This is a genomic window from Janthinobacterium sp. GW822-FHT07H11 (assembly GCF_058798615.1).
Genome location: NZ_CM179507.1, coordinates 5,565,332 through 5,590,392, shown reverse-complemented (window position 1 = coordinate 5,590,392; position 25,061 = coordinate 5,565,332). Strand labels below are relative to the sequence as shown.

20 protein-coding genes and 1 tRNA gene are annotated in these 25,061 nt (G+C 64.0%); 13 read left to right on the top strand and 8 right to left on the bottom strand.

Features of this window, described 5'->3' with window-relative positions; translation table 11 throughout:
* Positions 1-3: 3 nt before the first annotated feature.
* The 7 genes from rlmH to AC3RCJ_RS24620 all read right to left on the bottom strand — a co-directional run bounded on the left by rlmH (position 4) and on the right by AC3RCJ_RS24620 (position 5,968).
* Complete coding sequence (gene rlmH, locus AC3RCJ_RS24650) at positions 4-474, bottom strand: 23S rRNA (pseudouridine(1915)-N(3))-methyltransferase RlmH (protein ID WP_034747108.1); 471 nt, start codon at positions 472-474, stop codon at positions 4-6.
* A 6-nt stretch (positions 475-480) separates the two neighbouring features.
* The gene (rsfS, locus tag AC3RCJ_RS24645) at positions 481-1,170 is read right to left on the bottom strand and encodes a ribosome silencing factor (protein ID WP_492959482.1); all 690 of its coding nucleotides are present in this window, start codon (positions 1,168-1,170) and stop codon (positions 481-483) included.
* Complete coding sequence (nadD, locus tag AC3RCJ_RS24640) at positions 1,171-1,818, bottom strand: nicotinate (nicotinamide) nucleotide adenylyltransferase (RefSeq protein ID WP_492959480.1); 648 nt, start codon at positions 1,816-1,818, stop codon at positions 1,171-1,173.
* Positions 1,819-1,862: 44 nt separating this feature from the next.
* A complete protein-coding gene (gene hemF, locus AC3RCJ_RS24635) occupies positions 1,863-2,777 on the bottom strand; it encodes an oxygen-dependent coproporphyrinogen oxidase (protein WP_492959478.1) in 915 nt (304 codons plus the stop codon).
* 104 nt (positions 2,778-2,881) lie between these two features.
* On the bottom strand, positions 2,882-3,676 hold the full coding sequence (locus AC3RCJ_RS24630; RefSeq protein ID WP_492959476.1) for a hypothetical protein: 795 nt from the start codon (positions 3,674-3,676) through the stop codon (positions 2,882-2,884).
* Positions 3,677-3,809: 133 nt separating this feature from the next.
* Positions 3,810-5,078: a phosphoribosylamine--glycine ligase gene (gene purD, locus AC3RCJ_RS24625; protein ID WP_492959474.1), complete on the bottom strand. Its 1,269-nt coding sequence runs from the start codon at positions 5,076-5,078 to the stop codon at positions 3,810-3,812.
* Between the two features lie 164 nt (positions 5,079-5,242).
* A complete protein-coding gene (locus AC3RCJ_RS24620; RefSeq protein WP_492959472.1) occupies positions 5,243-5,968 on the bottom strand; it encodes a YebC/PmpR family DNA-binding transcriptional regulator in 726 nt (241 codons plus the stop codon).
* Between the two features lie 143 nt (positions 5,969-6,111).
* On the opposite strand from AC3RCJ_RS24620, the gene AC3RCJ_RS24615 reads away from it, so the two are divergent.
* From AC3RCJ_RS24615 to AC3RCJ_RS24600, 4 genes are all read left to right on the top strand, one after another.
* A complete protein-coding gene (locus AC3RCJ_RS24615; protein WP_492959470.1) occupies positions 6,112-8,595 on the top strand; it encodes an alkaline phosphatase D family protein in 2,484 nt (827 codons plus the stop codon).
* 171 nt (positions 8,596-8,766) lie between these two features.
* Entirely contained in the window at positions 8,767-9,687 is a 921-nt protein-coding gene (locus AC3RCJ_RS24610; protein ID WP_492959468.1) for a DMT family transporter, read from the top strand.
* A 29-nt stretch (positions 9,688-9,716) separates the two neighbouring features.
* Positions 9,717-10,103: a methylglyoxal synthase gene (locus AC3RCJ_RS24605; protein WP_492959466.1), complete on the top strand. Its 387-nt coding sequence runs from the start codon at positions 9,717-9,719 to the stop codon at positions 10,101-10,103.
* Positions 10,104-10,132: 29 nt separating this feature from the next.
* Positions 10,133-11,122 (top strand): quinone oxidoreductase family protein, encoded by a 990-nt coding sequence (locus AC3RCJ_RS24600; RefSeq protein ID WP_492959707.1) that lies wholly within the window; start codon positions 10,133-10,135, stop codon positions 11,120-11,122.
* A gap of 305 nt (positions 11,123-11,427) precedes the next feature.
* On the opposite strand, the gene AC3RCJ_RS24595 is transcribed toward AC3RCJ_RS24600, so the two are convergent.
* On the bottom strand, positions 11,428-12,057 hold the full coding sequence (locus tag AC3RCJ_RS24595; RefSeq protein WP_492959464.1) for a DUF4136 domain-containing protein: 630 nt from the start codon (positions 12,055-12,057) through the stop codon (positions 11,428-11,430).
* Positions 12,058-12,255: 198 nt separating this feature from the next.
* On the opposite strand from AC3RCJ_RS24595, the gene pepN reads away from it, so the two are divergent.
* The 9 genes from pepN (at position 12,256) to AC3RCJ_RS24550 (ending at position 25,013) form a co-directional block, all read left to right on the top strand.
* On the top strand, positions 12,256-14,910 hold the full coding sequence (pepN, locus tag AC3RCJ_RS24590) for an aminopeptidase N (RefSeq protein WP_492959462.1): 2,655 nt from the start codon (positions 12,256-12,258) through the stop codon (positions 14,908-14,910).
* Positions 14,911-15,050: 140 nt separating this feature from the next.
* Positions 15,051-16,052 (top strand): class 1 fructose-bisphosphatase, encoded by a 1,002-nt coding sequence (locus tag AC3RCJ_RS24585; RefSeq protein ID WP_492959460.1) that lies wholly within the window; start codon positions 15,051-15,053, stop codon positions 16,050-16,052.
* Between the two features lie 117 nt (positions 16,053-16,169).
* Positions 16,170-16,245 (top strand) — tRNA-Thr (locus AC3RCJ_RS24580).
* A 631-nt stretch (positions 16,246-16,876) separates the two neighbouring features.
* Positions 16,877-17,236, top strand: coding sequence for a hypothetical protein (locus tag AC3RCJ_RS24575; RefSeq protein WP_492959458.1), 360 nt, complete (start codon positions 16,877-16,879; stop codon positions 17,234-17,236).
* Positions 17,237-17,461: 225 nt separating this feature from the next.
* Complete coding sequence (locus tag AC3RCJ_RS24570; protein WP_492959456.1) at positions 17,462-19,873, top strand: catalase; 2,412 nt, start codon at positions 17,462-17,464, stop codon at positions 19,871-19,873.
* A gap of 14 nt (positions 19,874-19,887) precedes the next feature.
* The gene (locus tag AC3RCJ_RS24565) at positions 19,888-20,613 is read left to right on the top strand and encodes a helix-turn-helix domain-containing protein (protein ID WP_492959455.1); all 726 of its coding nucleotides are present in this window, start codon (positions 19,888-19,890) and stop codon (positions 20,611-20,613) included.
* Positions 20,614-20,753: 140 nt separating this feature from the next.
* Positions 20,754-22,448: an MFS transporter gene (locus AC3RCJ_RS24560; RefSeq protein ID WP_492959453.1), complete on the top strand. Its 1,695-nt coding sequence runs from the start codon at positions 20,754-20,756 to the stop codon at positions 22,446-22,448.
* Positions 22,435-23,622, top strand: coding sequence for an HlyD family secretion protein (locus tag AC3RCJ_RS24555; RefSeq protein WP_492959451.1), 1,188 nt, complete (start codon positions 22,435-22,437; stop codon positions 23,620-23,622). The genes AC3RCJ_RS24560 and AC3RCJ_RS24555 overlap by 14 nt, the downstream gene beginning before the upstream one ends.
* Positions 23,619-25,013, top strand: coding sequence for an efflux transporter outer membrane subunit (locus AC3RCJ_RS24550; protein WP_492959449.1), 1,395 nt, complete (start codon positions 23,619-23,621; stop codon positions 25,011-25,013). Before AC3RCJ_RS24555 ends, AC3RCJ_RS24550 begins: the two co-directional genes overlap by 4 nt.
* Positions 25,014-25,061: the final 48 nt, after the last annotated feature.

Genomic DNA, 25,061 nt, shown 5'->3' with positions numbered 1-25,061 from the left:
AGTTCAGACGCGGTGGTAGGGGTGGTTTTGCGTGATCGACCAGGCACGATAGAGCTGCTCGGCGAGGATCACGCGCACCACGCCGTGCGGCAGGGTCATGCTGGAAATGCGCAGCATGCCTTCGGCACGCGCCTTGAGTTGCGGATCGAGACCGTCGGCGCCGCCGATCAAAAAGGCGGTGTCGCGGCCATCCTGCTGCCACGCCATCAATTGCTGCGACAGGCCGACGCTGGTCAGGTCCTTGCCGCGTTCGTCGAGGGCGATGATGCGCACGCCCTTGGGCAGGACGGCTTCGATGCGTTCGCGTTCCAGCGCCATCGCCGTGGCGGCGGTCTTGCTGCCGGAACGTTCCACCGGCTTGATTTCTTTCAGCACGATGCGCAGTTCCGGCGGCATGCGCTTCGCGTATTCCGCGAAGCCCGTCTCTATCCAGGCCGGCATTTTATGGCCGACCGCAGCGATGATGAGCTGCATCGAGGCTTACGCTTCGACTTTTTTGATACGCTTGATCACGGTTTTTGCCGGTGCAGCATCGGCTGCCGGTTTGGCCGCGCGTGGAGCACGCACTTTTTTCTCCGGCAGCGCTTTCAGCGCTTTCACGGCAGCCGCTTCGGTCTTGGTCGGTGCGACTTTCACGGTCTTGCCGACGGCCTTGGAAGCGGTGGCTTTTTTCGCCGGGGCTTTCTTGGCGGCGGTGGCAGCCGTGGCTTTCTTCGCTGGCGCTTTCTTCTCGATCACGGGCGCAGCTTCCACATTGGCCTTGCTTGCCGCCAGATGGCCGCTGACCTTTTTCGGCTCGTCGCCGGCGGCTTTTTTCGGCGCGCGCTTGGCGGCACCGAGCTTGACCGGGGTGTCGCCCCAGATTTCTTCCAGGCGGTAGTAGGCGCGGATAGGTGCTTGCATGATGTGCACGATCATGTCGCCCAGATCGACCAGCACCCATTCACCGGTTTCCTCGCCTTCCATGCCGATGATTTGGCCGCCGGCGTCCTTCACCTTGTCGCGCACCGAGGCGGCCAGCGCCTTGGTTTGACGGTTCGAGGTGCCGGAGACGATCGCGATGCGGTCGAACAGGCTGGTCAGGTGACTCGTTTCGAAGACGGCGATGTCTTGGCCTTTGACGTCTTCAAGGGCGTCAACGACGAGGGTTTGCAGTTTTTTGATGTCCATTTAGCTTTTGTATAAATTATGTTGTTCAATATAGTCTAGCACTAGCGGGGAAACAAGCGGGTTTGCCCGATCCCCCCGTTGTAATGCCGCACGTATTTCGGTGGCGGAGATATCCACCGCGAAGTCCTGTGCCAGATAAGTCAGACCGTGCGGCGTGTTGCGGATGCTGTCCAGCGACCCCAGGCGGCGCGAAAATGCATCGGCGACCACTTGCGGCACTGCGGTGTCATTCAGCGCGAAGCCGGGGCGGGCCGCGACGCAGATATGCGCGTATTCAAATAATTGCTGCCATTCGCGCCATGTCGCGAGCCGCTGCAGCTGGTCGGCGCCCATCAGGAATACGAGGGAGGCGCGCGCTCCCAGTTCGGCGCGCACCTGGCGCAAGGTATCGATGGTGTAGCTGGCCTGGCCATGCTCGCTGCGCTCGATTTCCTGGCGGTCGATCACGACGGGCACGGGCAGGTCCGCGAAGGCCAGCCCGGCCATCTCGGCGCGCTGCGCACCGGTGGCGCCCAGCTGGCCTTTTTGCCAGGGCGCGCCCGCCGGTATCACGCGCAGCTCATCGGCGTGCAGCAGGCTGGAAAAATGCGTGCCCAGCGCGACATGGCCCATGTGAACCGGATCGTAGCTGCCGCCGAGCAGCGTCACGCATGCCGTACTGCTGGCAGTACTACCCGCCGTGCCAACTTCCGTCACGCCTGCAGCCAGTCGCGATGCACGAGGTAGTCAGTATACAACGCCGCTTCGGCACTGCCCGTTTCCGGGTGCCAGTCGTAGCGCCATTTGACCACGGGCGGCATCGACATCAGGATCGCCTCGGTGCGTCCGCCCGACTGCAGGCCAAACAGGGTGCCGCGGTCAAATACCAGGTTGAACTCGACATAGCGCCCGCGCCGGTAGCACTGGAAATCGCGTTCGCGTTCGCCGTAAGGCGTGTCCTTGCGCCGCGCCAGGATAGGCACGTACGCGTCGATGAAGGCGTCGCCCACGCTGCGCAGCATGGCAAAGCTGTCGTCAAAGCCCAGGGCGTTGAAATCGTCGAAGAAGATGCCACCAGCACCGCGTGCTTCGCGCCGGTGCTTGAGGTAGAAATAATCGTCGCACCACTGCTTGAACTTCGGATGCAGTTCCGCGCCAAACGGCGCCAGCGCATCATGGCACACCTGGTGGAAGTGCTTCACGTCGCCCGCGTCGCCATAATACGGCGTCAAGTCCATGCCGCCGCCGAACCACCATACGGGTTCGCCGTTCGCATTCACGGTACTGAAAAAGCGCACATTCATGTGCACCGTCGGCGCATACGGGTTACGCGGATGCAGCACCAGCGACACGCCCATCGCTTCCCATGCCTTGCCACCGAGTTCAGGGCGCGCGGCCGCGGCCGATGGCGGCAATGCGGCGCCGGTGACGTGCGAAAAATTCACGCCGCCCCGTTCGAACACATTGCCTTCCTCGATCAGCCGCGAAATGCCGCCGCCGCCCTCGGGGCGCTGCCAGGCATCGGTCAGGAAGGGCTTGCCGTCCTGCGCTTCGAGCGCCTGCACGATACGGCTTTGCAAATCGAGCAAGTAGGCCTTGACGGCCGAAGGAGAGGGAGTTGACGACATCGCGTGGGCCGACGAGGCCGAAATAAAAAAGTAAGGACGGATTGTACCCTGTTACGCGTTTTTGTGATAGCGCGGCGCTGGCGCTGTGCGTTTGTTATAGTGATTCAGCGCGCCGCTGGCGTGGCGCCGTCCTGCACCACCGTGATGGACAGGTTCGCCCCGGCGCCGGGCACGCGCGCATTCTCCACTGCCTGCGCGGCGCGCCGCTGCAAGTCAGGCCGCTCGACGCCCTGCCCGGTGACGGCGGCGGCGGTGGAAGAGGGCGCCTGCCTGGAGACGATGGCGCGGCCCGCCAAGGCCAGTACCAGCACCAGCAGCGCCGCCATCACCCAGGTTCCCAGGCGCGCATAGGCGGGGCGGTCCCGGCGCGCCTGACGCGCGGCACCGTCGACGATGATGCGGCCCAGCTCCGAGCCGTGCTGGCGCGCGCGCAGCAGCTCCAATTGCTGCGCCGTCAAGGTGCCTTGCCGCAGCATCTCGCGCAGGGCGGCAATAGGCGAGGCGAGCAGGCGGTCCGCCGGCAAGCCGGCGTAGGCGGCGTCGCGCTGCCACTGGTTGATCAGGTCTTCGTCGTACAGGGTGTCGATGGCCTGGCGATTGACCAGCGTGAGCGCGTCGGCGGCCAGTCGCTGGCGTTCGAGCAGGGCCGCGCCGCCATGCCGGCGCGGCAGATCCTGCACGCGCCGCAGGAAGTCGTCCTGCGGCAGCAGGTCGGTGCGCAGCAGCCATGCCAGCGCGTCGGCGGCGGTCGCGCCGGCGGCCAGTCGTGGCATGTCGACGTCGTCTTCCTCGTCCAGGGCGAGGATCTCCAGTTCGGCGATGGCGTCGTCGAGTTCATTGTCCGTGATCAGGCGCCGTTGGCGCAGTTCGGCGAGGGCGGGATGGAGGTGGCTGGTCATGGGCTGTAACTTTGTCAGGAAGGCAAAATCCTAGCGCAAAGCCCGGTTTTCCGGCGCGCTCATGCAAACGGGGCCGGGGCGGATGATTTCCGCGCCGGCCCCGCCGTTTGCCGCCAAGGGGCGTGCCTGGTGCTTAGTGCTTCAGGCCGCGCCAGCCGATATCGCGACGATATTGCGCGCCGTCGAAATGGATTTTCTCCACGGTTTCATATGCCTGCTTCTGCGCCATCTTGATGCTGTCGCCCAGGCCGACCACGCACAGCACGCGCCCGCCGTTGGTGACCAGGCGTTCGCCCTCGATGCGGGTGCCCGCATGGAAGGTGACGGCATCCGGCGTTTCGGCAGGGATGTCGCCAATCGGCGTGCCCTTGACGGGATCGTCCGGATAGCCGGCGGCGGCCATCACCACGCCAACGGCCGTGCGGCGATCCCATTCCAGCTCCACGGCGTCCAGGGTGCCGTTGACGGCGTGTTCCATGACGGTGACCAGGTCGGTCTTCAGGCGCGCCATGATGGGCTGCGTTTCCGGGTCGCCCATGCGGCAGTTGAATTCCAGCGTCTTCGGCGTGCCCTTGTCGTCGATCATCAGGCCGGCGTACAGGAAGCCCGTGAACGTGATGCCGTCCTTGGCCATGCCCTGGATGGTCGGCACGATGATCTCGCGCATGACGCGCGCATGCATGGCCGGCGTGACGATCGGCGCCGGCGAATAGGCGCCCATGCCGCCCGTGTTCGGACCCTGGTCATGGTCCTTCAGGCGTTTATGGTCCTGGCTGGTGGCCAGCGGCAGGATGTTCTTGCCGTCGCACATGACGATGAAGCTCGCTTCTTCGCCGGCGAGGAATTCCTCGATGACGATGCGCGCGCCGGCGTCGCCGAACTGGTTATCGGACAGCATCATGTCGACCGCCTGGTGCGCTTCTTCCAGGGTCATGGCAACGACCACGCCCTTGCCGGCGGCCAGGCCGTCGGCCTTGATGACGATCGGTGCGCCCATGGCGTCGACATAGGCGTGCGCGGGGGCGACGTCGGAAAACGTCTGGTAGGCCGCCGTCGGGATGCCGTGGCGCTGCATGAAGGCCTTGGCGAAGTCCTTCGACGATTCCAGCTGCGCCGCTTCCTTCGTCGGGCCGAAGATTTTCAGGCCGCGCGAGCGGAACAGGTTGACGATGCCCGCTGCCAGCGGCACTTCCGGACCGACCACCGTCAGGCCGATGTGCTCCTGCTGAACGAAGTCGGCCAGCAATTGCGGATCGCTGATGTCGAGATTGACCAGGCGCGCATCGCGCGCGGTGCCGCCGTTGCCCGGCGCGACATACACCATCTGTATGCGTTCGGACTGGGCCAGTTTCCAGGCCAGGGCGTGTTCGCGGCCGCCAGAGCCGACTACCAGAATTTTCATAGGGACCGTTCGTTCAGTGTGGGTTGCGGGGCGGCGGTGCCGCCCTTGTTTAACATATTGCCTGGCACGCGGTAAAAATGTTCAGGGCAAGGCGCATGGCCGCAGACAGTACGGCTAGTACGGCGAGGCCATGCAACGCCGCCATGGACTTTTTTACCCCGTGCCTAGTTTTCGATGAGGGCGTTGGTGAACACTTCCTGGACATCGTCCAGCAGTTCCAGCGCATCGATCAGCTTTTGCATCTTGATGGCGTCGTCGCCCGCGTAGACGGTTTCCGTCGCCGGTTTCATGATGACTTCGGCCACTTCGGCCTTGAAGCCTGCCGCTTCCAGCGCTTCCTTGACGGCAGCGAAATCGTGCACGGGAGTGAGCACCTCGAAGCCGCCTTCGTCGTCGGCGATGACGTCTTCGGCGCCCGCTTCCAGGGCCGCTTCCATCAGCTTGTCTTCATCGGTGCCCGGCGCGAACAGCAGCTGGCCGCAGTGCTGGAACATGAAGGCCACGGAGCCTTCGTTGCCCATGTTGCCGCCGTTCTTGTTGAAGGCGTTGCGTACCTCGGCCACCGTGCGCACGCGGTTGTCCGTCATGCATTCGACGATGACGGCCGCGCCGCCCACGCCGTAGCCTTCATAGCGCACTTCCTCGTAGTTGGCGCCATCGACGCCGCCGCTGCCGCGGTTGATCGCGCGCTGGACGTTGTCTTTTGGCATATTCGCGTCGGCAGCCTTGTCGACGGCCAGGCGCAGGCGCGGATTGGCTGCGATATCGGCGCCACCCATGCGGGCCGCGACGGTGATTTCCTTGATCAGGCGCGTCCAGATTTTGCCGCGCTTGGCATCGGTGGCAGCCTTTTTATGCTTGATGTTGGCCCATTTGCTATGTCCTGCCATGTCGAATCTTCCTTAGACGGGTGTTCAATTGTGGCCGACATTTTAGCATATCGGCCCCCTGCAAAGCGGCATGGCCCCGTCATCAAGCGGACACAATCTGTTGCTAAAGTGACGCGCTTTCACCATATCGAGGGCGCGACATCATGGCAAGTCAAATGGACCGGCGGCAATTTCTGAAATTGGGCGGCTTTATCACCGTGTCGGTGGCCACCGTTGGCCTTGCCGCCTGCGGCAGCACCGATTACAGCGATCCTGGCGTGCCGCTGGCCTCGGGCGGCGACTGGAAATTCCCGCAAAGCGTGGCTTCGGGCGATCCGCGCGCCGATAGCGCCATGCTGTGGACGCGCGTCGTGCCGGCCAGTTTCGACGCCGTCGCGCCCGCCGTGGCCGGCAAGTCGGACGTGGCCGTGCGCCTGATCGTCAGCGCCAGCGACAATACGGCCGCCCTGGGCGGCAATACGGCCCTGGCCGGCACGCCCATCGTCGACGCCAAGCTGCCGCTGAAGGCCGATTTCGACAACACCCTGCGCCACAAGGTGACGGGCCTGCAGCCAGGCCAGGTATATTTTTACCAATTCATCGCCGGCGACGTGCGCTCCAACGTGGGCCGCTTCAAGACGGCGCCCGCCGCGACCAGCGACGTGTCGCAGCTGCAGTTCGCCTACCTGACGTGCCAGGACTGGAGCATCAACCACTGGGGCGCGCTGTCGCACATCGCCGCCAACGAGTCGCTCGATTTCATCGTCCACCTCGGCGATTACATCTATGAAACAGTGGGCGAAGCCTTCCAGAGCGGCGCCGTGGAAAGCCGTCACGACCAGTTGAAATTGCCGGACGGCACGTATAAAAGCGGCACGTCCGGTGCGAAATACGCGACCACCGTGGCCGATTACCGCTACCTGTACAAGAAATACCGCACCGATACGCGCCTGCAAGCCGTGCATGAGCGCTTCGCCTTCATCGCCATCTGGGATGACCATGAATTCACGGACGACGCCTGGCAGGACGCTTCCACGTATGAAGGCATCGTGGCGCCTGATGGCAGCGATCTGCACCAGCCGGCGCGCCGCCGCAGCGCCAACCAGGCCTGGTTCGAATACATGCCGGCCGACGTCACCTTCGATGCCGCCGCGACAACCTTCCAGAACATCCAGATCTACCGCGATTTCCAGTTCGGCAAACTGATGCAGCTGGTGATGACGGACGAGCGCCTGTACCGCGCCGACCATGCGATCGCCGAATCGACCATCAATCCCGCCACGGGCAAGCCGCTGGGCAGCATCGGCAGCCGCTACCTGGTGCCGCAAGCGCTGTTCGACAGCGTGGAAGGGCAGAAAATGGCCGCCGCCACCAAGGCCGGCGCCGACCCGCTGGCCTTTGTTGCCATGCTGGGCAGCACGCAGCGCGACTGGTGGAAGGGCAAGATGAAGGCGGCAACCTCGACCTGGAAGCTGTGGGGCAATGAAGTATCGCTGTTGCGCATGGGATTGAATGGCACGGATGCGATCGCCACCCTGGTAGCGCTGGGTTCGCTCTCCACCGTGGCGCAGGCCATCGCCACGACCTTGCCGCTGGTGGGCGGCAGCGTGCCGCTGGCCTCAGGCATCGTGGCCGCCTCGACAGCGGGTGCCTCGCCGACCGTGGCGCAGGCGGCCGCCATGGCCATCGCCGGTGCGGCGGCGAACGCCGGCGCGCAGGGCGCCGCTGCCGTGGGCGCCGGCTTGAGCGCGGCCCAGGCCGGCATTACGGTGGCGGCTTACAACAGCGGCACGCCAGTTGCTGCCGCGCAAGTGATCGCTTTCGGCTGGATCAAGCCCGACGTGCAGGCGAACAAGGCGGCATCGAGCTTTGTCGTGGCATCGGGCAAGCAGGCTGCGCTGGCGCCGTTCTTCACGCGCTTCCTGCTCAATTGCGACCAGTGGGATGGCTACAACAGCGAGCGCAAGAACCTGATGGCGCACCTGAAAACGAATGCCATCGGCAACGTGGTGGCCATCACCGGCGATATCCACTCCTTCTTTGCCGGCACGGTCAGCGATGATTTCGACGCTGCCGGTGGCGGCACGCCCGTCATGGTGGACCTGGTGTCGGCCGGCGTCAGTTCCGACTCCTTCTTCAGCTACCTGAAATCGGCGGCGGCCGAACTGGGCGATATCGGCACGCTCGTCACGTATCCGCTGGACATTCCCGTGGCGGGCGTGGGCAGCATTCGCGTCGATGTCAACCTGCTCGACTACACCATGGGCAAGGCCGCGCCCACCGTCGACAGCCTGCTGGAGCAATTGCGCGTGCAATTGCGCGGTGCCCTGGCCGCCAAGGGCATGCCCGAGGCGCAGCTGGACGGCACGGTGGTGGCCGTGCAGGCAGGCTTGAAAGCGAGTACTGACTTCAATACGACCCTGCTGGGCCTGGCGCAGCAATTGTCCGGCCTGGGCAACAATCCGTGGATCAAGCATCTGAATACGGATGCGCAGGGCTATACGGTGGTGACCTTGACGCCGGGCAAGCTGGTGGCGCAGTTCAAGCAGGTGAATAAACTGATCGGCACGGCGGCGCCGTCGAACGTGATTGCGCGCGTGACGACGGCGACGGTCACGGCGGGCACGGCGGCGGTGGTGGTGGTGTAAAGGGTAGGTCGGATTAGCGCGGCCATGCCGCGCGTAATCCGACAACATGGTTGGCGGGGCGGGGGGGGTACGTTGCGGTGGTGTCGGGTTACGCCCTTTGGGCTAACCCGACCTACGCCCGACCTACGCCCCACCCACGCCGCCTTTCGCTTTTGCCATTACAATCTGGGCATGAGCTCCAGTTCCCCGCAAGCAACCCCTCCATCTCTTCCCCGTTCCGTCTACCTCGGTGGCCTGGCCATCGCCGTGGGCGGGGCGGTGCTGTTTTCCACCAAGGCCATCGTCGCCAAGCTGCTGTACCGCTACCAGATCGATGCCGTCACCCTGATCGCCTTCAGGATGATCTTTTCGCTGCCCGTGTTCGCCGTCATCGCCTGGTGGAAGATGCGCACGGAGCCGCCGTTATCAAACAGCGACCGCTGGCGCCTGGTCGGGCTGGGCCTGGTCGGCTACTACCTGTCCAGCTATCTGGATTTTCTCGGACTGCAATATATTTCCGTGGGGCTGGAGCGGCTGATTTTGTTCCTCACGCCTACCTTCGTGCTCTTGATTACCACCGTGTACTTCAAGCAGCGCATCAGCCGCCTGCAGTGGCTGGCCCTGTTCACCTCGTATTGCGGCATCGTGCTGGTGTTCGTGCACGATTTGCAGGGCGGCGCCAGCAATGTGGCGCTTGGCTCGACTCTGGTGCTGGGCTCGGCCTGCTCGTATGCCGTGTACCTGCTCGGTTCCGGCGAACTGGTCAAGCGTATCGGCTCCATGCGCCTGGTCAGCTACGCGATGTGCGTGGCCAGTGTCGCCTGCATTGCCCAATTCTTCATCCTGCGCCCCGTGGAGCTGCTGATACAGCCCATGCCCGTGTATGGCTTGTCCTTGCTCAATGGCATTTTTTGCACGGTGATGCCCGTCTTCATGACGATGATCGCCGTCGAGCGCATCGGCGCGCCCGTCGCCTCGCAGGCAGGCATGATCGGCCCCGTGTCGACCCTGTTCCTGGGCGCCATGATCCTCGATGAGCCGATCACCAACTGGCAGCTGGCCGGCACCAGCCTGGTATTGGCCGGCATCTATCTGTTATCTAAGAAGAAATGATTCCTCCACCCACTGAAATGGTCTTCACCATGAAAACACGCATCGCCCTGATTGCCCACGACAAGAAAAAAGATGACATGATTACCCTGGCGGGCGAATACCTGGACTTTCTGAAGGGTTGTGAACTGTCGGCCACCGGCACCACGGGCGGCCGCCTGATTAGCGAACTGGGCCTGGCGGTCGAGCGCAAGCATTCCGGCCCGTTTGGCGGCGACTTGCAGATCGGCTCGCTGTTGGTGGAAGGCTTGATCGATTGCGTGATCTTCCTGCGCGACCCGATGACGCCGCAGCCGCACGAGCCGGATATCAACGCGCTGGTGCGTGCCTGTGACGTGCATAACGTGGCGTGCGCGACGAATCTGTCGACCGCGCATCTGGTACTGTCGCAGTTGCAGGCGCGGGCCAAGGCCGCCTGACCCCATTCTTTCGAAGAAGGAGCAAGATGATGAGCGCAACAATCAGTACCAAGGCGATCCGCATGCAGCGCACGGGCGGGCCGGAAGTGATGGAATACGTGGATGTGGAACTGCCGCCGCCCGGCCCCGGCGAGGCGCGCGTGAAACACGAGGCCATCGGCCTCAATTTCATCGACGTGTATTTCCGCACGGGCTTGTATCCGCAGCCGCTGCCGTCCGGTCTCGGTGTCGAGGGTGCCGGCATCGTCGAGGCGGTGGGCGAGGGTGTCACGGAAGTCAAGGTGGGCGACCGCGTGGCGTATGCGGCGCGCATCAATGGCGCGTATGCGCAGCAGCGCAACCTGCCGGCGGCCCTGCTGCTGGCGCTGCCCGAGCGTATCGGTTTCGATACGGCCGCCGCCATGATGCTGCAAGGCTTGACGGTGCAATACCTGTTCCACCGCACGGTGGCGCTGAAGGCGGGCGACACGGTGCTGTTCCACGCGGCGGCGGGTGGCGTGGGCCTGATCGCCTGCCAGTGGGCCAAGGTGCTGGGCGTGAACCTGATCGGCACGGCCGGTTCCAATGAAAAGGCGGCGCTGGCCAAGGCGCATGGGGCGGCCCACGTCATCAACTACAACACGGAAAACTTCGTCGAGCGCGTGAAGGAAATCACGGGCGGCAAGGGCGTCTCCGTGGTCTACGATTCCATCGGCAAGGACACCTTCATTGGTTCGCTCGACTGCCTGGCGCCGCTGGGCATGATGGTCAGCTTCGGCAATGCCTCCGGTCCCGTGCCGGCGTTTACGCTGTCCGAGCTGGCCTCGCGCGGCTCGTTGTTCATCACGCGCCCGGCCCTGTTCAGCTATGCCTCGAACCGCGCCAACCTGGAAGAGATGGCCGCCTCGCTGTTCGGCGTCGTCAGCAGCGGCGAAGTGCAGATCGAGATCAACCAGCGCTACAGCCTGGCCAACATCGCGCAGGCGCATGCGGACCTGGAAGCGCGCAAGACCACCGGTTCGACCATCATCGTGCCATGAGCGGCCCACATGACGGCACGCCGAAATTCGGCCGCCTGCTGATCGTGCTATTGTTGGCCGTGGCCCTGATCGGCGCGCTCACCTTTGCGGCCGAGGCGTATTACTCATAGGCATAAAACAGACATGAAAAAACCGGCTGGCGCATTGCTGCACCAGCCGGTTTTTTAAAGTACTCCAGACTTCTCGCGCCTGACAAAACCGTAGCGAGCGGCAGTGATTTGTGGCCGAGAAGCGCAACCGTACTTTAGTACGGTGAGCATCGCCGGCCGCAAAGCGCGACGCGCAGTAGGTTTTGGCTGGCGCTCTCAGTCTATCTTGACTTCGACCTTCCGGGGTACGCCGCTTTGGCCGGGGAAGTCGGCAAAGGCGCTCGCTACCATGGCGGGCATCACCTGCGACGTGGCGCGCTTGTTGCTGGTCGATTGCACGGTCACGTCGTACAGTTTCTTGCCGTTACGGTCATTGATCGTCACGCGCAATTCGCGTTCGTATTTATGGCGCACGCTTTCTTCCACGTCCATCGGACCATACCAGTACGGGTTATAGCCGAAGCGGCCATAGCCTGGCCAGGCGCCGTAGCGATAGCCATAGCGGCCAGGCCAGTAGCCAGGGCCATACCAGAATGGATCGGTGGCTTGCAGCACCCGTTCAGGAAAGTCGACGGTGGAAAAATGCATGGCTACGCGCAGGTTTGCGGCCGCGGGGCCGGATGCTTCGCCAAAGCCGTGCTTGGCCAGTTCGGCGCGCACCAGGTTCTGGTAGCTGCGGTATTCGAGCGTGTCGTTTTCCGCCGCTGGCGCTTCGAAGACGTACGATTTGTCGTGCAGTTCTGCCGGCCACTCGTGGAAGGCCGTCACGTCGCTGCGGATGGTGGTGGCGCAACCGGTCAGCAACACGGTCAATGCGGCCATCATGATGGTGAGATAACGTTTCATTGCATGACCTCCTGATTAGTAGACGCAATTCATCGCCTAGTATTATAAGAATAGTTCTATTTGTTTCCATTCATTATTACAGAATGTTACCTGGCATGTCGGCGTGCAAGGGAATCCAACATTCCTGAGCTGAATCGCGACTATCGGGGGCTGGTGTTGGTAAAATAGGCTTTTGCCTCCGCTCCCACCCAAATCCCTATGCGCACAGACAGCCCTCAGACGATTTACCGCAAAGATTACACGCCGCCCAGCTTCCTGGTCGATAGCGTTGAACTTGGTTTCGATCTCGATCCCGCCCGCACGGTGGTGGCGAGCCGGATCCGCATGCGCCACAACCCGGCCAGCCGCAGCCGCAGCATCGAATTGCACGGCGAACATATCGAACTGGTGATGGTGCGCCTGAACGGCAAGGTACTGAAGCCGTCGCAGTACCAGCTGACGGCAGGCATGCTGACCATCCCCAAGGCGCCGGACGAGGTGCTGCTCGATATCGAGACCGTGCTGGCGCCGCAGGACAATACCTCGCTGTCCGGCCTGTATGTGTCGAACCATAATTTCTTCACCCAGTGCGAGGCAGAGGGCTTCCGCCGCATCACCTTCTTCCCTGACCGTCCGGACGTGATGGCCAAGTACACGGTCATGCTGCGCGCCGACAAGGAACGCTATCCGGTGCTGTTGTCGAACGGCAACCTGATCGAGGAGGGCGACCTCGGTGATGGCCGCCATTACGCCAAGTGGGAAGACCCGTTCAAGAAGCCGTCCTATCTGTTCGCGCTGGTGGCGGCGCGCCTGGTATGCCAGGAAGAGCACTACACCTTGAAATCGGGCCGCGAAGTGCTGCTGCAGGTATGGGTGGAAGAGGGCAACCTTGATAAAACCGACTATGCCATGCAGTCGCTGAAAAACTCCATCCGCTGGGACGAGGAGCGCTTCGGCCTGGAACTGGACCTGGACCGCTTCATGATCGTGGCCGTGGGCGATTTTAATATGGGCGCCATGGAAAACAAGGGCCTGAACATCTTCAATACCAAGTATGTGCTGGCCAATCCGCGCGTGGCGACCGACGTTGATTACGCCGGCATTGAGGCGGTGGTGGGCCACGAGTATTTCCATAACTGGACTGGCAATCGCGTGACGTGCCGCGACTGGTTCCAGCTGTCCTTGAAAGAAGGCTTGACGGTATTCCGCGACCAGGAATTTTCGGCCGACATGATAGGCACGGACACGGGCCGCGCCGTCACGCGCATCGACCAGGTGCGCACCCTGCGCCAGGCGCAGTTCCCCGAAGACGCGGGCCCGATGGCCCATCCCGTGCGTCCAGATTCCTTTGTCGAGATCAATAACTTTTATACGGTCACCATCTACGAGAAGGGCGCCGAAGTGGTGCGCATGTACCAGACCCTGGTCGGCCGTGACGGTTTCCGCAAGGGCATGGACCTGTATTTCGAGCGCCACGATGGCCAGGCCGTGCAGTGCGACGACTTCCGCGCCGCCATGGCGGACGCGAATGGCCGCGACTTTAGCCAGTTCGAGCGCTGGTACAGCCAGGCCGGCACGCCCGTCGTCACCGCTTCCACGCGCTATGACGCCGCCAGCCGGACGTTTGAGCTGACGCTGGCGCAAAGCTGCCCCGCCACGCCGGGCCAGGCGGAAAAGCTGCCCTTCCACATTCCCGTCACCGTCGGCTTGCTGGCTGCCGATGGCGGCGACCTGCCGCTGCACGTGGAGGGCGTGGCGTCGAACGGCGCTGCCAGCGTCGTGCTGGAATTGACGCAGGCGTCGCAGACCTTCCGCTTCACCCAGGTGCCTGAAGCCCCCGTGCCATCGCTGCTGCGCGACTTTTCCGCCCCCGTGGTGCTCGAGTACGACTATACCGATGCGGAGCTGCTGCACCTGTTCCGCCACGACAGCGATCCCGTCAACCGCTGGGAAGCGGGCCAGCGCCTGGCGATGGCGCGCCTGCTCAAGCTGGCCGCGGCCGTCGCCGCCGGCGAGCCCCTGGCGCTGGACGACACCTTCATCGCAGCGCAGCGCGCCCTGCTGGCCGACGACACCCTCGATCCCGCCTTCCGCGAACTGGCCCTGATCCTGCCGTCGGAAACCATCATCGCCGAGCGCATGGCGCAAGTCGATCCGCAGGCGATCCACGCGGCGCGCCAGTTCATGCGCGCAACCATCGCGGCGGCCCTGAAACCTGAATTGCTGGCGCAGTACCACGCCAATCAGACGCCGGGCGACTACAGCCCCGACGCCCTGTCGGCCGGCAAGCGCGCGCTGAAAAACCTGGCCCTCGCGTATCTGCTGATTGCGCCCGAAGCAGCGGAGCTGGACCTGGCGCGGCTGCAGTTCGATAATGCCGGCAACATGACGGACCGCGCCGCGGCGCTGGCGGCGCTGACTCATTCCGGCTCGCAGCCGCATGCGCAAGCGGCCTTGACCAGCTTCTATGCCGACTTCGAGAACGAGGCGCTGGTGGTCGACAAGTGGTTCGCCATGCAGGCCGCCGCGCCAACGACCGATGTGCAAGCCGTGCGCCAGTTGATGACGCATCCGGCTTTCACCTTGAAGAACCCGAACCGCGCGCGCAGCCTGATCTTCAATTTCACCAACGGCAATCCGTCGCAATTCCATGCGGCTGACGGCAGCGGCTACGCCTTCTGGGCCGAGCAGGTGATCGCGCTCGATGCCCTGAACCCGCAAGTGGCTGCGCGCCTGGCGCGCTCGATGGACCGCTGGCGCCGTTACGTGCCGGCGCTGCAAGGCCATATGCGCGACGCGCTTGAGCAGGTCGCCGGCCAGCCCAGTTTGTCGAATGACGTGATGGAAGTCGTTTCCAAGGCATTGGCAAATTGACGGCTGTCGGATGACGCCCTGCGGGCTAATCCGACCTACGTATGCAACGGGATTCATTATTTGTAGGTCGGCTTAGCGCCAGGGGCGCGTAAGCCGACAGGTACCGAACGAGACGTATTTAAAACTAACGAAGGGGTTTCATGAAACGTATCAGTCTTACGCAATACCTGGTTGAAGAGCAGCGCTCGAACAACAGCATTCCGGCCGAACTGCGCCTGCTGATCGAAGTCGTCGCGCGCGCTTGTAAAACCATCAGCCACGCCGTCGGCAAGGGTGCCCTCGGTGAAGTGCTGGGCACGGCCGACACGGAAAACGTGCAGGGCGAAGTGCAGAAAAAGCTCGACATCATCTCCAACGAGATTTTGCTGGAAGCGAATGAATGGGGCGGTCACCTGGCGGCCATGGCGTCGGAAGAAATGGAATCGATCCATCCGATTCCGAACCGCTATCCGAAGGGCGAATACATGCTGCTGTTCGACCCGCTCGATGGCTCGTCTAACATCGACGTCAACGTTTCGATCGGCACCATCTTCTCGGTACTGAAGGCGCCGGACGGCATGGGGCAGCCGACGGAGCAGGACTTCATGCAGGCGGGCAGCAAGCAGGTGGCGGCCGGCTACGCCGTGTACGGCCCGCAAACCATGCTGGTGCTGACCTTCGGCAATGGCGTGAACTGCTTCACCCTGGACCGCGAAATGGGTTCGTGGGTCCTCACGCAAAGCAATATGCAGATTCCGCCGACGACCAAGGAATTTGCCATCAACATGTCGAACGTGCGCCACTGGCATCCGCCCGTGAAGCGCTATGTCGACGAACTGCTGGCCGGCGACACTGGCCCGCGCGGCACCAATTTCAACATGCGCTGGATCGCCTCGATGGTGGCCGACGTGCACCGCATCCTGAACCGCGGCGGCATCTTCATGTACCCGGCCGACCTGCGCGACACCTCGATGCCGGGCAAGCTGCGCCTGATGTACGAAGCGAACCCGATGGCCTTCATCGTCGAGCAAGCCGGCGGCGCCGCCACCGACGGCCAGCAGCGCATCATGGACATCGCCCCGCACAAGCTGCACCAGCGCGTGCCGGTCTTCCTTGGCTCGAAAGACGAAGTGGCCCGCGTGACCGCCTATCACGCGGAGTGAAAAGCCGCGCTTTTCCACGATTTTCAGCGGCCTGCAGCCGGGTCGCTTAAAAAAATGCAAAAAAGTTCGCGTTGACACTAGCAAATTTTGTGCATTGTTTGTAGAATGTGGGTCTTCGCCGTTGTAGCTCAGTTGGTAGAGCAGCACATTCGTAATGTGAAGGTCGCCAGTTCGATTCCGGCCAACGGCACCAAGTATTCGTAGCAGAAAAAAACCCACCGCTCAAACGGTGGGTTTTTTTTCGCCTGCTGCTTGATGCTCCATCAACCTGCGCTGGCGGCCAGTTCGCGCGAGGTCCGGCAGCTGCGCAGCGAGAGCCACATGGATACCCGTCGCTGCGCGGGTGGCCGGCGCCCGCCAGGATGGTGCGGCTCACGTCATGGCGCGCCTGCGGCAGCGCCGTGGGCAGCCAGTGCCCCAGCAACTCCTGCAATGGCAGGAGGAAAACGCACCGCCGCGGCAACAGCTCAGTGCATTGCGTCTCGATGACGCCATCTTGCAGGAGCAGGCGCGCCTGCGGAGAAGTCCGGCGGCAACTGGCCTGACTTGCCATCTTTCAAGCAATCCCCGCCCGCCTCACCAGGCCGGCGGGGATTGTTATTTCTGCCAGGAATTTAAGTCTGCTCTTCAAGGTGAAACAGCGCACGGTAAGTGGCTGGCGGCACGGTTAAGGTGGTGACAACAGCTTGCTGCTGATCCAGAGTTTGATATGGCTCAGCCCGGCGGCGTTTAGTCGCTTCTTTCTCCCGGAAGCGAGGAAAATCATGATTCGGTCACGGCATCGAGCATGGTTGGATTTTTATTTACCATTAAAGGAAACCATCATGAACGCGATTGAAAAAGCCAGCTCCGACCTGAACGGCAATACCCAGGATACCCGCAAGGATTTGCATAGCACCATCGACAAGGTGGCAGAACAGGCCCAGCCCCTGATCGACAAGGTGGCCACGCGCGCGCATGACAGCGTGGACCAGGTGGGCGACAAGATCGAGCAGGTCAGCGACACCGTATCGAAAGCGTCCGAGCGCCTGATGGCGCGCGGCAAGCAACTGGGCGCCGCCTGCCAGCGCGCCGGCGAAACGGGCCGCGGCTATGTGCGCGAGCGCCCGGCCGTGTCGCTGCTCGTGGCCCTGGCCGCCGGCTATGGATTGTCGAAACTGCTGGGGTCGCGCAACGCCAAGTAAGCGCTGTCAAGTCGGCGTTGACGCATTCCTGCTGAGTATTGGTCGTGGGCGCTGGTCCAGCCCGCCTTGAGGCGGGCCGGGCCAGCGCCCACGTGCATGCAGTAGCAAGGAGTGTGGATGATGCGCTCCACGATCGGTGTACTTGTTCCCATCATTCATTGAGTTGCTCCGTGCCGGTGCGCCATCGTCGCGCCGGCACGGGGCACGATACACACAGGAGATGTCATGGCCAGCAACAAGAAAACGCCGTCCACGGACGGTGCGGGTTCCGTATTGAGCAGCATGTCAGGTCCTTCCGAAACCGATCCGCCGCAAAGCGTGGGCAGCGACCATGCCGCGGCCCAGGCGCTGCTGACAAAAGCCGCCGCCAGCCAGGCGCTGTCGGCCGACATGCCGGACAATCCGAATGTCGCCGGCCAGTACGGCGAGGCGGCGCGCGCGCCGGAAGAGGGCGTGCACGTGGACAGCAAGGAAGCGCTGGCCACGGCCAGTACCACGGGCGAAACGACGCCCTCGCCCAAGGTGGGCGCGGGCCAGCCCGTCCTCGGCGAGAATGCGGCGAATGCCTCGCTGGACCGCGCGCGCGCGGACGACAGCGGCTGCGTGCTGACGACCAACCAGGGCGTGCCGGTGGGCGACAACCAGAACTCGCTGAAGGCGGGCTTGCGCGGCCCCACCCTGATGGAAGATTTTATCCTGCGTGAAAAACTCACGCACTTCGACCATGAGCGCATTCCCGAGCGCGTCGTGCATGCGCGCGGTTCGGCCGCCCACGGTTACTTTGAGTGCTACAAGGAGCAAAGCAAGCATACGCGTGCGACGCCGTTCGCCAAGGCGGGCAAGCGGACCCCCGTCTTCGTGCGCTTTTCCACGGTGGCCGGTGAACGCGGCTCGACCGACACGGCGCGCGACGTGCGCGGCTTTGCCGTGAAGTTTTATACGGATGAAGGTAACTGGGATTTGGTCGGCAATAACATCCCCGTCTTCTTCATCCAGGATGCGATGAAGTTCCCTGACCTCATCCACGCCGTCAAGCCCGAGCCGAACAACGGCATCCCGCAGGCGGCCAGCGCGCATGACACCTTCTGGGATTTCGCCTCGCTGTCGCCGGAAATCACGCACATGCTGATGTGGGTCATGTCCGACCGCGCCATCCCGCGCAGCTACCGCATGATGCAGGGCTTTGGCGTGCATACCTTCCGCCTCGTCAATGCCAAGGGACAGTCGGTCTTCTGCAAATTCCACTGGTCGCCCATGGCCGGCACGCATTCGCTCGTGTGGGATGAAGCCGTCAAGATCAGTGGCGCCGATTCCGACTTCCACCGGCGCGACCTGTGGGAAGCCATCGAGTGCGGCGAGTATCCCGAATACGAGCTGTCCTTCCAGGTCTTCACGGAAGAACAGGCCGAGGCGTTCCCCTTCGACGTGCTCGATCCCACCAAGCTGATTCCCGAAGAACTGGTGCCCCTGATCCCGGTGGGGAAAATGGTCTTGAACCGCAATCCCGATAACTTCTTTGCCGAGACGGAGCAGGTGGCTTTCTGCACCGCGCACATCATTCCCGGCATCGATTTTTCCAACGACCCGCTGCTGCAGGGGCGCATCCATTCGTACGTCGACACGCAGCTCACGCGCCTGGGCGGCGCCAACTTCCATGAAATTCCCATCAACTCGCCGCTGGCGCCGCTGCACAACAACCAGCGCGACGGCATCCATCGCCAGGCCATCAACCGGGGCCGTGTCGCCTACGAACCCAATTCGCTGGCGGGCGGCTGTCCGTTCCAGGCGGGCGCGAAGGGTTTCAACAGCTTTCCCGCGCCCACCGAGGGCGACAAGGTGCGCGGCAAGCCCGAGAAATTCGCCGAGCACTATGCCCAGGCACGTTTGTTCTGGATCAGCCAGACGCCGGTCGAGCAAGACCATATCGTGCATGCCTTCCGCTTTGAACTGAGCAAGGTGCAGACGGTGGCCATCCGCAAGCGCATCGTCGCCATGCTGCGCAATGTCGATGAAACCCTGGCACAGCGGCTGGCTGACGGCCTGGGGCTGGCCTTGCCGCCGGCCATGCCGCTCGCCTCCATGCTGCCCATGCCCACGTATCCGCCATCGCCGGAGCTGTCGCTCTTCTTCCGTCCCGGCAAGACAGGCATCCACACCCTGCGCGTGGCCATCCTCGTGGGGCCGGGCAGCGACGGTGCGCAGGTGCGCAGCATCTATGCATCCTTGCTGGCCGACGGCGCCGTGCCGCGCCTGGTGGGCAGCCACCTGGGGAAAGTCGACACGAGTGGCGGCGCGCCGCTGGCCGTGGAAATCTCGCTGGAAACGGGACCATCCGTGCTGTTCGACGCCGTCGTGGTCCCGGATGGGCAGGGCGCCGTGCAGCAGCTGGGCAGCGACGCCAATGCGCTCGACTTCCTGCGCCTGCAGTACCGCCACTGCAAGCCGATACTGGCCATCGGCGCGGGCAAGGGCTTGCTGGACAAGGCCGGCGTGCCGACGACTCTGCCTGATGGCAAGCCCGATCCCGCCATCATCGTCGTGCCGGCAGGCGAGGTGGTGAAAGGCGTGGCCGCCTTCAAGAAGCTGCTGGCCGCCCACCGTTCATTCGCGCGCGAGACGGACCCGCCGCGGGTGTGAGGCAGGGCGCCAGCTTGTTGGATGCCGGGGTGGCGGCAGAGTGTCGTCGTATTTTTGTTGTAAACTCGGCATCCTTGGCCTCCATTCTTTTCTGGTGGAGCCTTACCATGGATGACGACATGAAAATTGATGCAAGCACTGTCCGGCGGCTGCGTACGGAGCGCGCCTGGTCGCAAGAGCAACTAGCGGCCAGCGCCGACGTGAGTCTGCGCACGATACAGCGGGTGGAAGCCGACGGCAGCGCATCCAATGAAACGCGCATGGCGCTCGCTGCCGTTTTCGGCATTGACGTGCGTGCGCTGTCGCTGCGTGAGCCGGCGCCGCAAGACAGCCCATTGCCAGCGGTGGCGGTAGCCAGTGCTGCTTTCGTGCGCTATCGCGTTGCGGGCGTGCTGGCGCTGCTGGCGGCGTGCGCCACGCTGTTGTCCGCCTCGGGCTTGCTGCCGCCGGCAGTCTTGCCTGCGGCGTGCATGCTGGCCATCGCCGCCACACTGTATGCAGGCCTGGGCTGGTATTTCTCCGGACAGGCGGCGCTGGCCACGCCGGCACGCCGCACGGTGCAATTCGGCTTTGTCTTTGGCGCTTTGGCCCTGCTGTTTGCCAGCTTCAGCGCCGCGCCGCGCAGCCTGGCCGTGGCCAGCCTGCAGATGACACTGTTTGCCTGCGTTATCCGTTACATTGCCGACTGGTATTTTTCGCGCAGGCGTGACCGGAGCGGCGTCGCGAAAACGCAGACCTGAGCAGCTGCACAACAGCATCCAACAATGTAAACAATAAAAACGTCCTGCGATGATATGCTGCTGGCTAGAACTGTTCATTTGCAACTATTTCTATTACTGCAGCAAAGAACGGCTTCAGCAAACCGGATCGCGATTACCGCATGGACAAGTACACACCGCGCACCTGGAGGCCGGGCGAACGCCCGAACCTGCCCGGGTCGCCATCGACGCCCGAACATTCGACGCCCAGGCGCGTCGCGTACTTCATCGTCGGCCTGATCGTCGCGCTGACGGGGGGGCTCGGTAACGGCCTGGTGACGGCCAATCTGCTGAACCTGCAAGGTTCGCTGGGCGCCTATGCCTACCAGATGCAGTGGCTGCCGGCCGCCTACGTGATGACCATTGTTTCCATGAATTTGCTGCTGGTGAAATTCCGCCAGCAGTTCGGCCTGCGCCTGTTTACCGAATTCTTCCTCGTGCTGTATGCGCTCGTCACCTTCGCCCACCTGTATGCGAATACCCTGCCGTCGGCCATCGCCGTGCGCGCCGCGCATGGCATGGTGGGCGGCGCGCTGGGGGTCTTGGGCCTGTACTACACCCTGCAGGCGTTTCCCGCGCGGCACCGCCTGAAGGGCGTGGTGCTGGGCCTGGGCTTTGCCCAACTGGCGCTGCCCCTGGCGCGCATCTTCACGTCCGAACTGCTGCAGATCGGCGAGTGGCACGGCCTGTACCTGTTCGAGCTGGGCCTGGCCTTGCTGGCCCTGGGCTGCGTACTGGCCCTCAAATTGCCGCCGGGCGACCGCGTGCAGACCTTCGAGCCGCTCGACTTCCTCACCTTCATCCTGTTCGCGCCCGGCGTGGCCCTGCTGTGCGCCGTGCTGGCGCAGGGGCGCACGGCCTGGTGGATGGAGGCAGAGTGGGTCGGCGTGTGCCTGGCATGCTCCATCGTGCTGATCGCCGCCGCGCTGGCCATCGAGCATAACCGCGCGCGCCCGCTGCTCAATACGCGCTGGCTCACCACGGGCAAGATCGCCAAGCTGTTTTTATCGGTGCTGCTGTTCCGCATCGTGCTGTCCGAGTCGACGGGCGCCGTGGGCTTTTTGCAGGCGCTGGGCCTGAACACGGACCAGATGCAGAACCTGTTTGTCGTGGTGCTCCTGGGCAGCGTGGCCGGCCTGCTGGTCAGCGCACTGACGATCAATCCGGCCAGCATCCACCGTTCATTGATGTTGGCGCTGCTGCTGATCGCCGCAGGCGCCCTGATCGATGCGCATGCCACCAGCCAGACGCGCCCCGTCAACATGTATGTGAGCCAGTTTCTGCTGGCCTTTGGCGGCACGTATTTCCTCGGTCCCACCATGGTGGCCGGCATGGGCGCGGTGATCGCCGAACCGCGCAACCTGGTGAGTTTTTCCGTGATGTTTACGATGACGCAGAACCTGGGCGGCCTGCTCGGTTCGGCCATCGTCGGCACCATCCAGACGGCGCGCGAAAAATACCATTCCAGCTATCTGGTCGAACACCTGACCATGCTCGACCCGCAGGTGGCCGCGCGCGTGCAGTCGGGCGCCGCAAGCTATGGCGGCGTGCTGATGGATCCGGCCTTGCGCAATGCCCAGGGCGTGGCGCGGCTGGGCGCCATCGCCACGCGCGAAGCGAATGTACTCGCCTATAACGACGTTTTCCTGATGATCGCCGGCGTCGCCATCGCCACCCTGTTGTGGATGCTGGTCAGCCAGTCCTGGACCCGCATCACCACCGGCGCGCGGCGCCTGGTCGGCCCCGTGCGCGATGCGCAAACGGCCATGGCCATCGTCCCCATTACCAATTCGGAACCGAGCAATGACAGAAGATAAGACGAATCCACCGCCAGCACCGGCAACGCCCGCAGCCGCGCCCACGCCGGCGCCGGCCGCCTCTTCCACGGCGCAGCCGGACCGGCGCCACCAATGGCTGTCCGCGCTGGCCTTTGCGGCCGTGGCCCTGGTGGGCGTGCTGATCGTGCTGTATGCGTGGCGTTTGCCGCCGTTCACCAGTCCCATCGTGACGACGGAAAACGCCACCGTGCGCGGGCAGGTGACCATCATCGGCACCCAGCTGTCCGGCTATGTGGTGGAAGTGACGGTGCAGGATTTCATGGATGTGAAGGAAGGGCAGCTGCTGGTGCGCATCGACGACCGCATCTATCAGCAGCGCTACGAGCAGGCACAGGCCCAGCTGGCCGCGCAGCAGGCGGCCTTGTCGAACTGGGCGCAGCAAAAGGCCAGCGCGCAGGCTGGCATTTCCGTCAGCGAGGCAGCGCTGGCCAATGCGGAAGCGCAGGCGCGCAAGGCCAGCGCCGACTTGAGCCGGGTGGAGCAGCTGGTGGCCGATGGTTCGCTGTCGCAGCGCGAACACGACCAGTCGCGCGCCACGCAGGCGCAGATGGCGGCCGCGCTGGCCCAAGCGCGCGCCAATCTCGACATCGCGCAGCAAAGCGTGCATTCCGTGGTGGTCAACAAGCAGGCGCTGGAGGCTGCCGTGGCGAACGCGCAGGCGGCCGTCAAGGCGGCCAGGATAGACCTCGATAACACGCGTATCGTGGCGCCCTCCGATGGACAATTGGGCCAGGTGACGGTGCGCCAGGGCGCCTACGTGAATTCGGGCGCGCAGCTGATGGCGCTGGTGCCGCGCCAGATGTGGGTGATCGCCAATTTCAAGGAAACGCAGATGAACGGCGTGCAGGAAGGGCAGAGTGCCACCTTCCACGTCGACGCGCTCGACGGCGCCGTGCTGACGGGCCAGGTCGAGCGCATCTCGCCGGCCACGGGTTCCGAGTTTTCCGTGCTGCCAGCCGATAATGCGACGGGCAATTACCTCAAAATTGCCCAGCGCATCCCCGTGCGCATCCGCATCGATCCGGGCCAGGCGAATGCGCGCCGGCTGTTGCCCGGCATGTCGGTGGTGGTCAGCGTCGACACGTCGGCCGTGCTGAACGACTCGGCGGAAAATCCCGCGCCGCCGCCTGCGCCGAAGAAGGCCAAGCCATGAAGCGCCGTCACCTGCTGATGGCCGCTGCGCTGGCGCTGGCCGGCTGCGCCGCCAAGGCGCCGCCGCAGCCCGCCTCGGTCCTGCAACTGCCGTCGGGCTGGCGCGCGCAAGCCATCGGCGCACCGGCGGCGACTGAGGCCCAAGTTGAGCAGCTGTGGTGGCAGGCTTTCGGCGATCCCGTTTTAAGTGATCTGGTGGGCGAGGCGCTGGCGCGCAATGGCGATTTGCGCGTGGCGCGCGCCCGCGTGCAGGAATACCGGGCGCGCCTGGCGCAGGCCGATGCGAACCGCGCGCCCAACCTGGCCTTCGACGGTTCGCCCACGCGCACGCGCACCCTGGCCTCCAGCGGCAAGCCGTATGTGACGAACGTCTTCCAGGCGGAACTGCAGGCCAGCTATGAAATCGATGTGTGGGGCCGGCTGGCCAGTCTGAGCGACGCGGCCGCCGAGAGTTACCGCGCCGAGCAGGCCAGCCTTGACGCGGCGGCCCTGTCGATCGCCGCCAGCGTGGCCACGGCGTATTTGAATCTGCGCGGACTCGACGCGCAGCTGGCGCTCACGCAATCGACCCTGCAGCTGCGCGAACAGTCGCGCGAGCTGGCGCGCAAGCAGTTCGAGGTAGGCTACAGCTCGCGCCTGGAATGGCTGCAGGCGCAATCGGAATACCATGCGGCGGCCGAGCAGGTGCCGCAGCTGCAGCGGCAGATCTTCGAGCAGGAAAACGCGCTGGCCGTCCTCGTCGGCGGCAATCCCGGCCCCATCGCGCGCGGCTTGCCGCTGGCCGCGCTGGCCGCGCCTGGCGTGCCGGCCGGCCTGCCATCCGAACTGCTGCGTCGGCGGCCCGACATCGCGCGCGCGGAACACAACCTGGCGGCCGCCAACGCCAGCCTGGCCGCCACGCGCGACCAGCTGCTGCCCTCGTTCAAGCTGACGGCCGTCGGCGGCGGGCAAGCGACCACGCTCACCGATTTCCTGCATGCGCCCGCCGCGCTGTGGCGCCTGACGGCCTTGGCGGCCGGCCCCCTGTTCGACGGCGGTCGCGTGCAGGCGCAGACGGATGCGGCCGGCGCGCAGCGCGACCAGCTCGTGTACGCGTATGAAAACGTGGTGCGCAACGCTTTCGCCGAAACGGAGAACAGCCTGGGCGCCCTCTACCGGCTGCAGCAGCAAGCCGTGGAAAACGACGCGCGCCGCGCCGCGGCGGCGGACACCCTGCGCATCGCGCATAACCGCTACCGCAATGGCTATGCCTCGTACCTGGAAGAACTCGATGCCCAGCGCACCCTGTACAGCGCCGACGTGGGCTTGCTGCAGCTGAAGACGCGCCTCCTTGTCGCCTCGGTCGACCTGTATCGCGCCATGGGCGGCGGCTGGTCGGCCCAGGCGCAATAGGCGCGTGTGCCTGGCGCGGCCAGTGTAATATTCTGACCAGGGAAAGCG

Coding starts and splice junctions, on each gene's coding strand:
- rlmH (WP_034747108.1), bottom strand. CDS start 474: ATGCAGCTCATCATCGCTGCGGTCGGCCATAAAATGCCGGCCTGGATA.
- rsfS (WP_492959482.1), bottom strand. CDS start 1,170: ATGGACATCAAAAAACTGCAAACCCTCGTCGTTGACGCCCTTGAAGAC.
- hemF (WP_492959478.1), bottom strand. CDS start 2,777: ATGTCGTCAACTCCCTCTCCTTCGGCCGTCAAGGCCTACTTGCTCGAT.
- AC3RCJ_RS24630 (WP_492959476.1), bottom strand. CDS start 3,676: ATGACCAGCCACCTCCATCCCGCCCTCGCCGAACTGCGCCAACGGCGC.
- purD (WP_492959474.1), bottom strand. CDS start 5,078: ATGAAAATTCTGGTAGTCGGCTCTGGCGGCCGCGAACACGCCCTGGCC.
- AC3RCJ_RS24620 (WP_492959472.1), bottom strand. CDS start 5,968: ATGGCAGGACATAGCAAATGGGCCAACATCAAGCATAAAAAGGCTGCC.
- AC3RCJ_RS24615 (WP_492959470.1), top strand. CDS start 6,112: ATGGCAAGTCAAATGGACCGGCGGCAATTTCTGAAATTGGGCGGCTTT.
- AC3RCJ_RS24610 (WP_492959468.1), top strand. CDS start 8,767: ATGAGCTCCAGTTCCCCGCAAGCAACCCCTCCATCTCTTCCCCGTTCC.
- AC3RCJ_RS24605 (WP_492959466.1), top strand. CDS start 9,717: ATGAAAACACGCATCGCCCTGATTGCCCACGACAAGAAAAAAGATGAC.
- AC3RCJ_RS24600 (WP_492959707.1), top strand. CDS start 10,133: ATGAGCGCAACAATCAGTACCAAGGCGATCCGCATGCAGCGCACGGGC.
- AC3RCJ_RS24595 (WP_492959464.1), bottom strand. CDS start 12,057: ATGAAACGTTATCTCACCATCATGATGGCCGCATTGACCGTGTTGCTG.
- pepN (WP_492959462.1), top strand. CDS start 12,256: ATGCGCACAGACAGCCCTCAGACGATTTACCGCAAAGATTACACGCCG.
- AC3RCJ_RS24585 (WP_492959460.1), top strand. CDS start 15,051: ATGAAACGTATCAGTCTTACGCAATACCTGGTTGAAGAGCAGCGCTCG.
- AC3RCJ_RS24575 (WP_492959458.1), top strand. CDS start 16,877: ATGAACGCGATTGAAAAAGCCAGCTCCGACCTGAACGGCAATACCCAG.
- AC3RCJ_RS24570 (WP_492959456.1), top strand. CDS start 17,462: ATGGCCAGCAACAAGAAAACGCCGTCCACGGACGGTGCGGGTTCCGTA.
- AC3RCJ_RS24560 (WP_492959453.1), top strand. CDS start 20,754: ATGGACAAGTACACACCGCGCACCTGGAGGCCGGGCGAACGCCCGAAC.
- AC3RCJ_RS24555 (WP_492959451.1), top strand. CDS start 22,435: ATGACAGAAGATAAGACGAATCCACCGCCAGCACCGGCAACGCCCGCA.
- AC3RCJ_RS24550 (WP_492959449.1), top strand. CDS start 23,619: ATGAAGCGCCGTCACCTGCTGATGGCCGCTGCGCTGGCGCTGGCCGGC.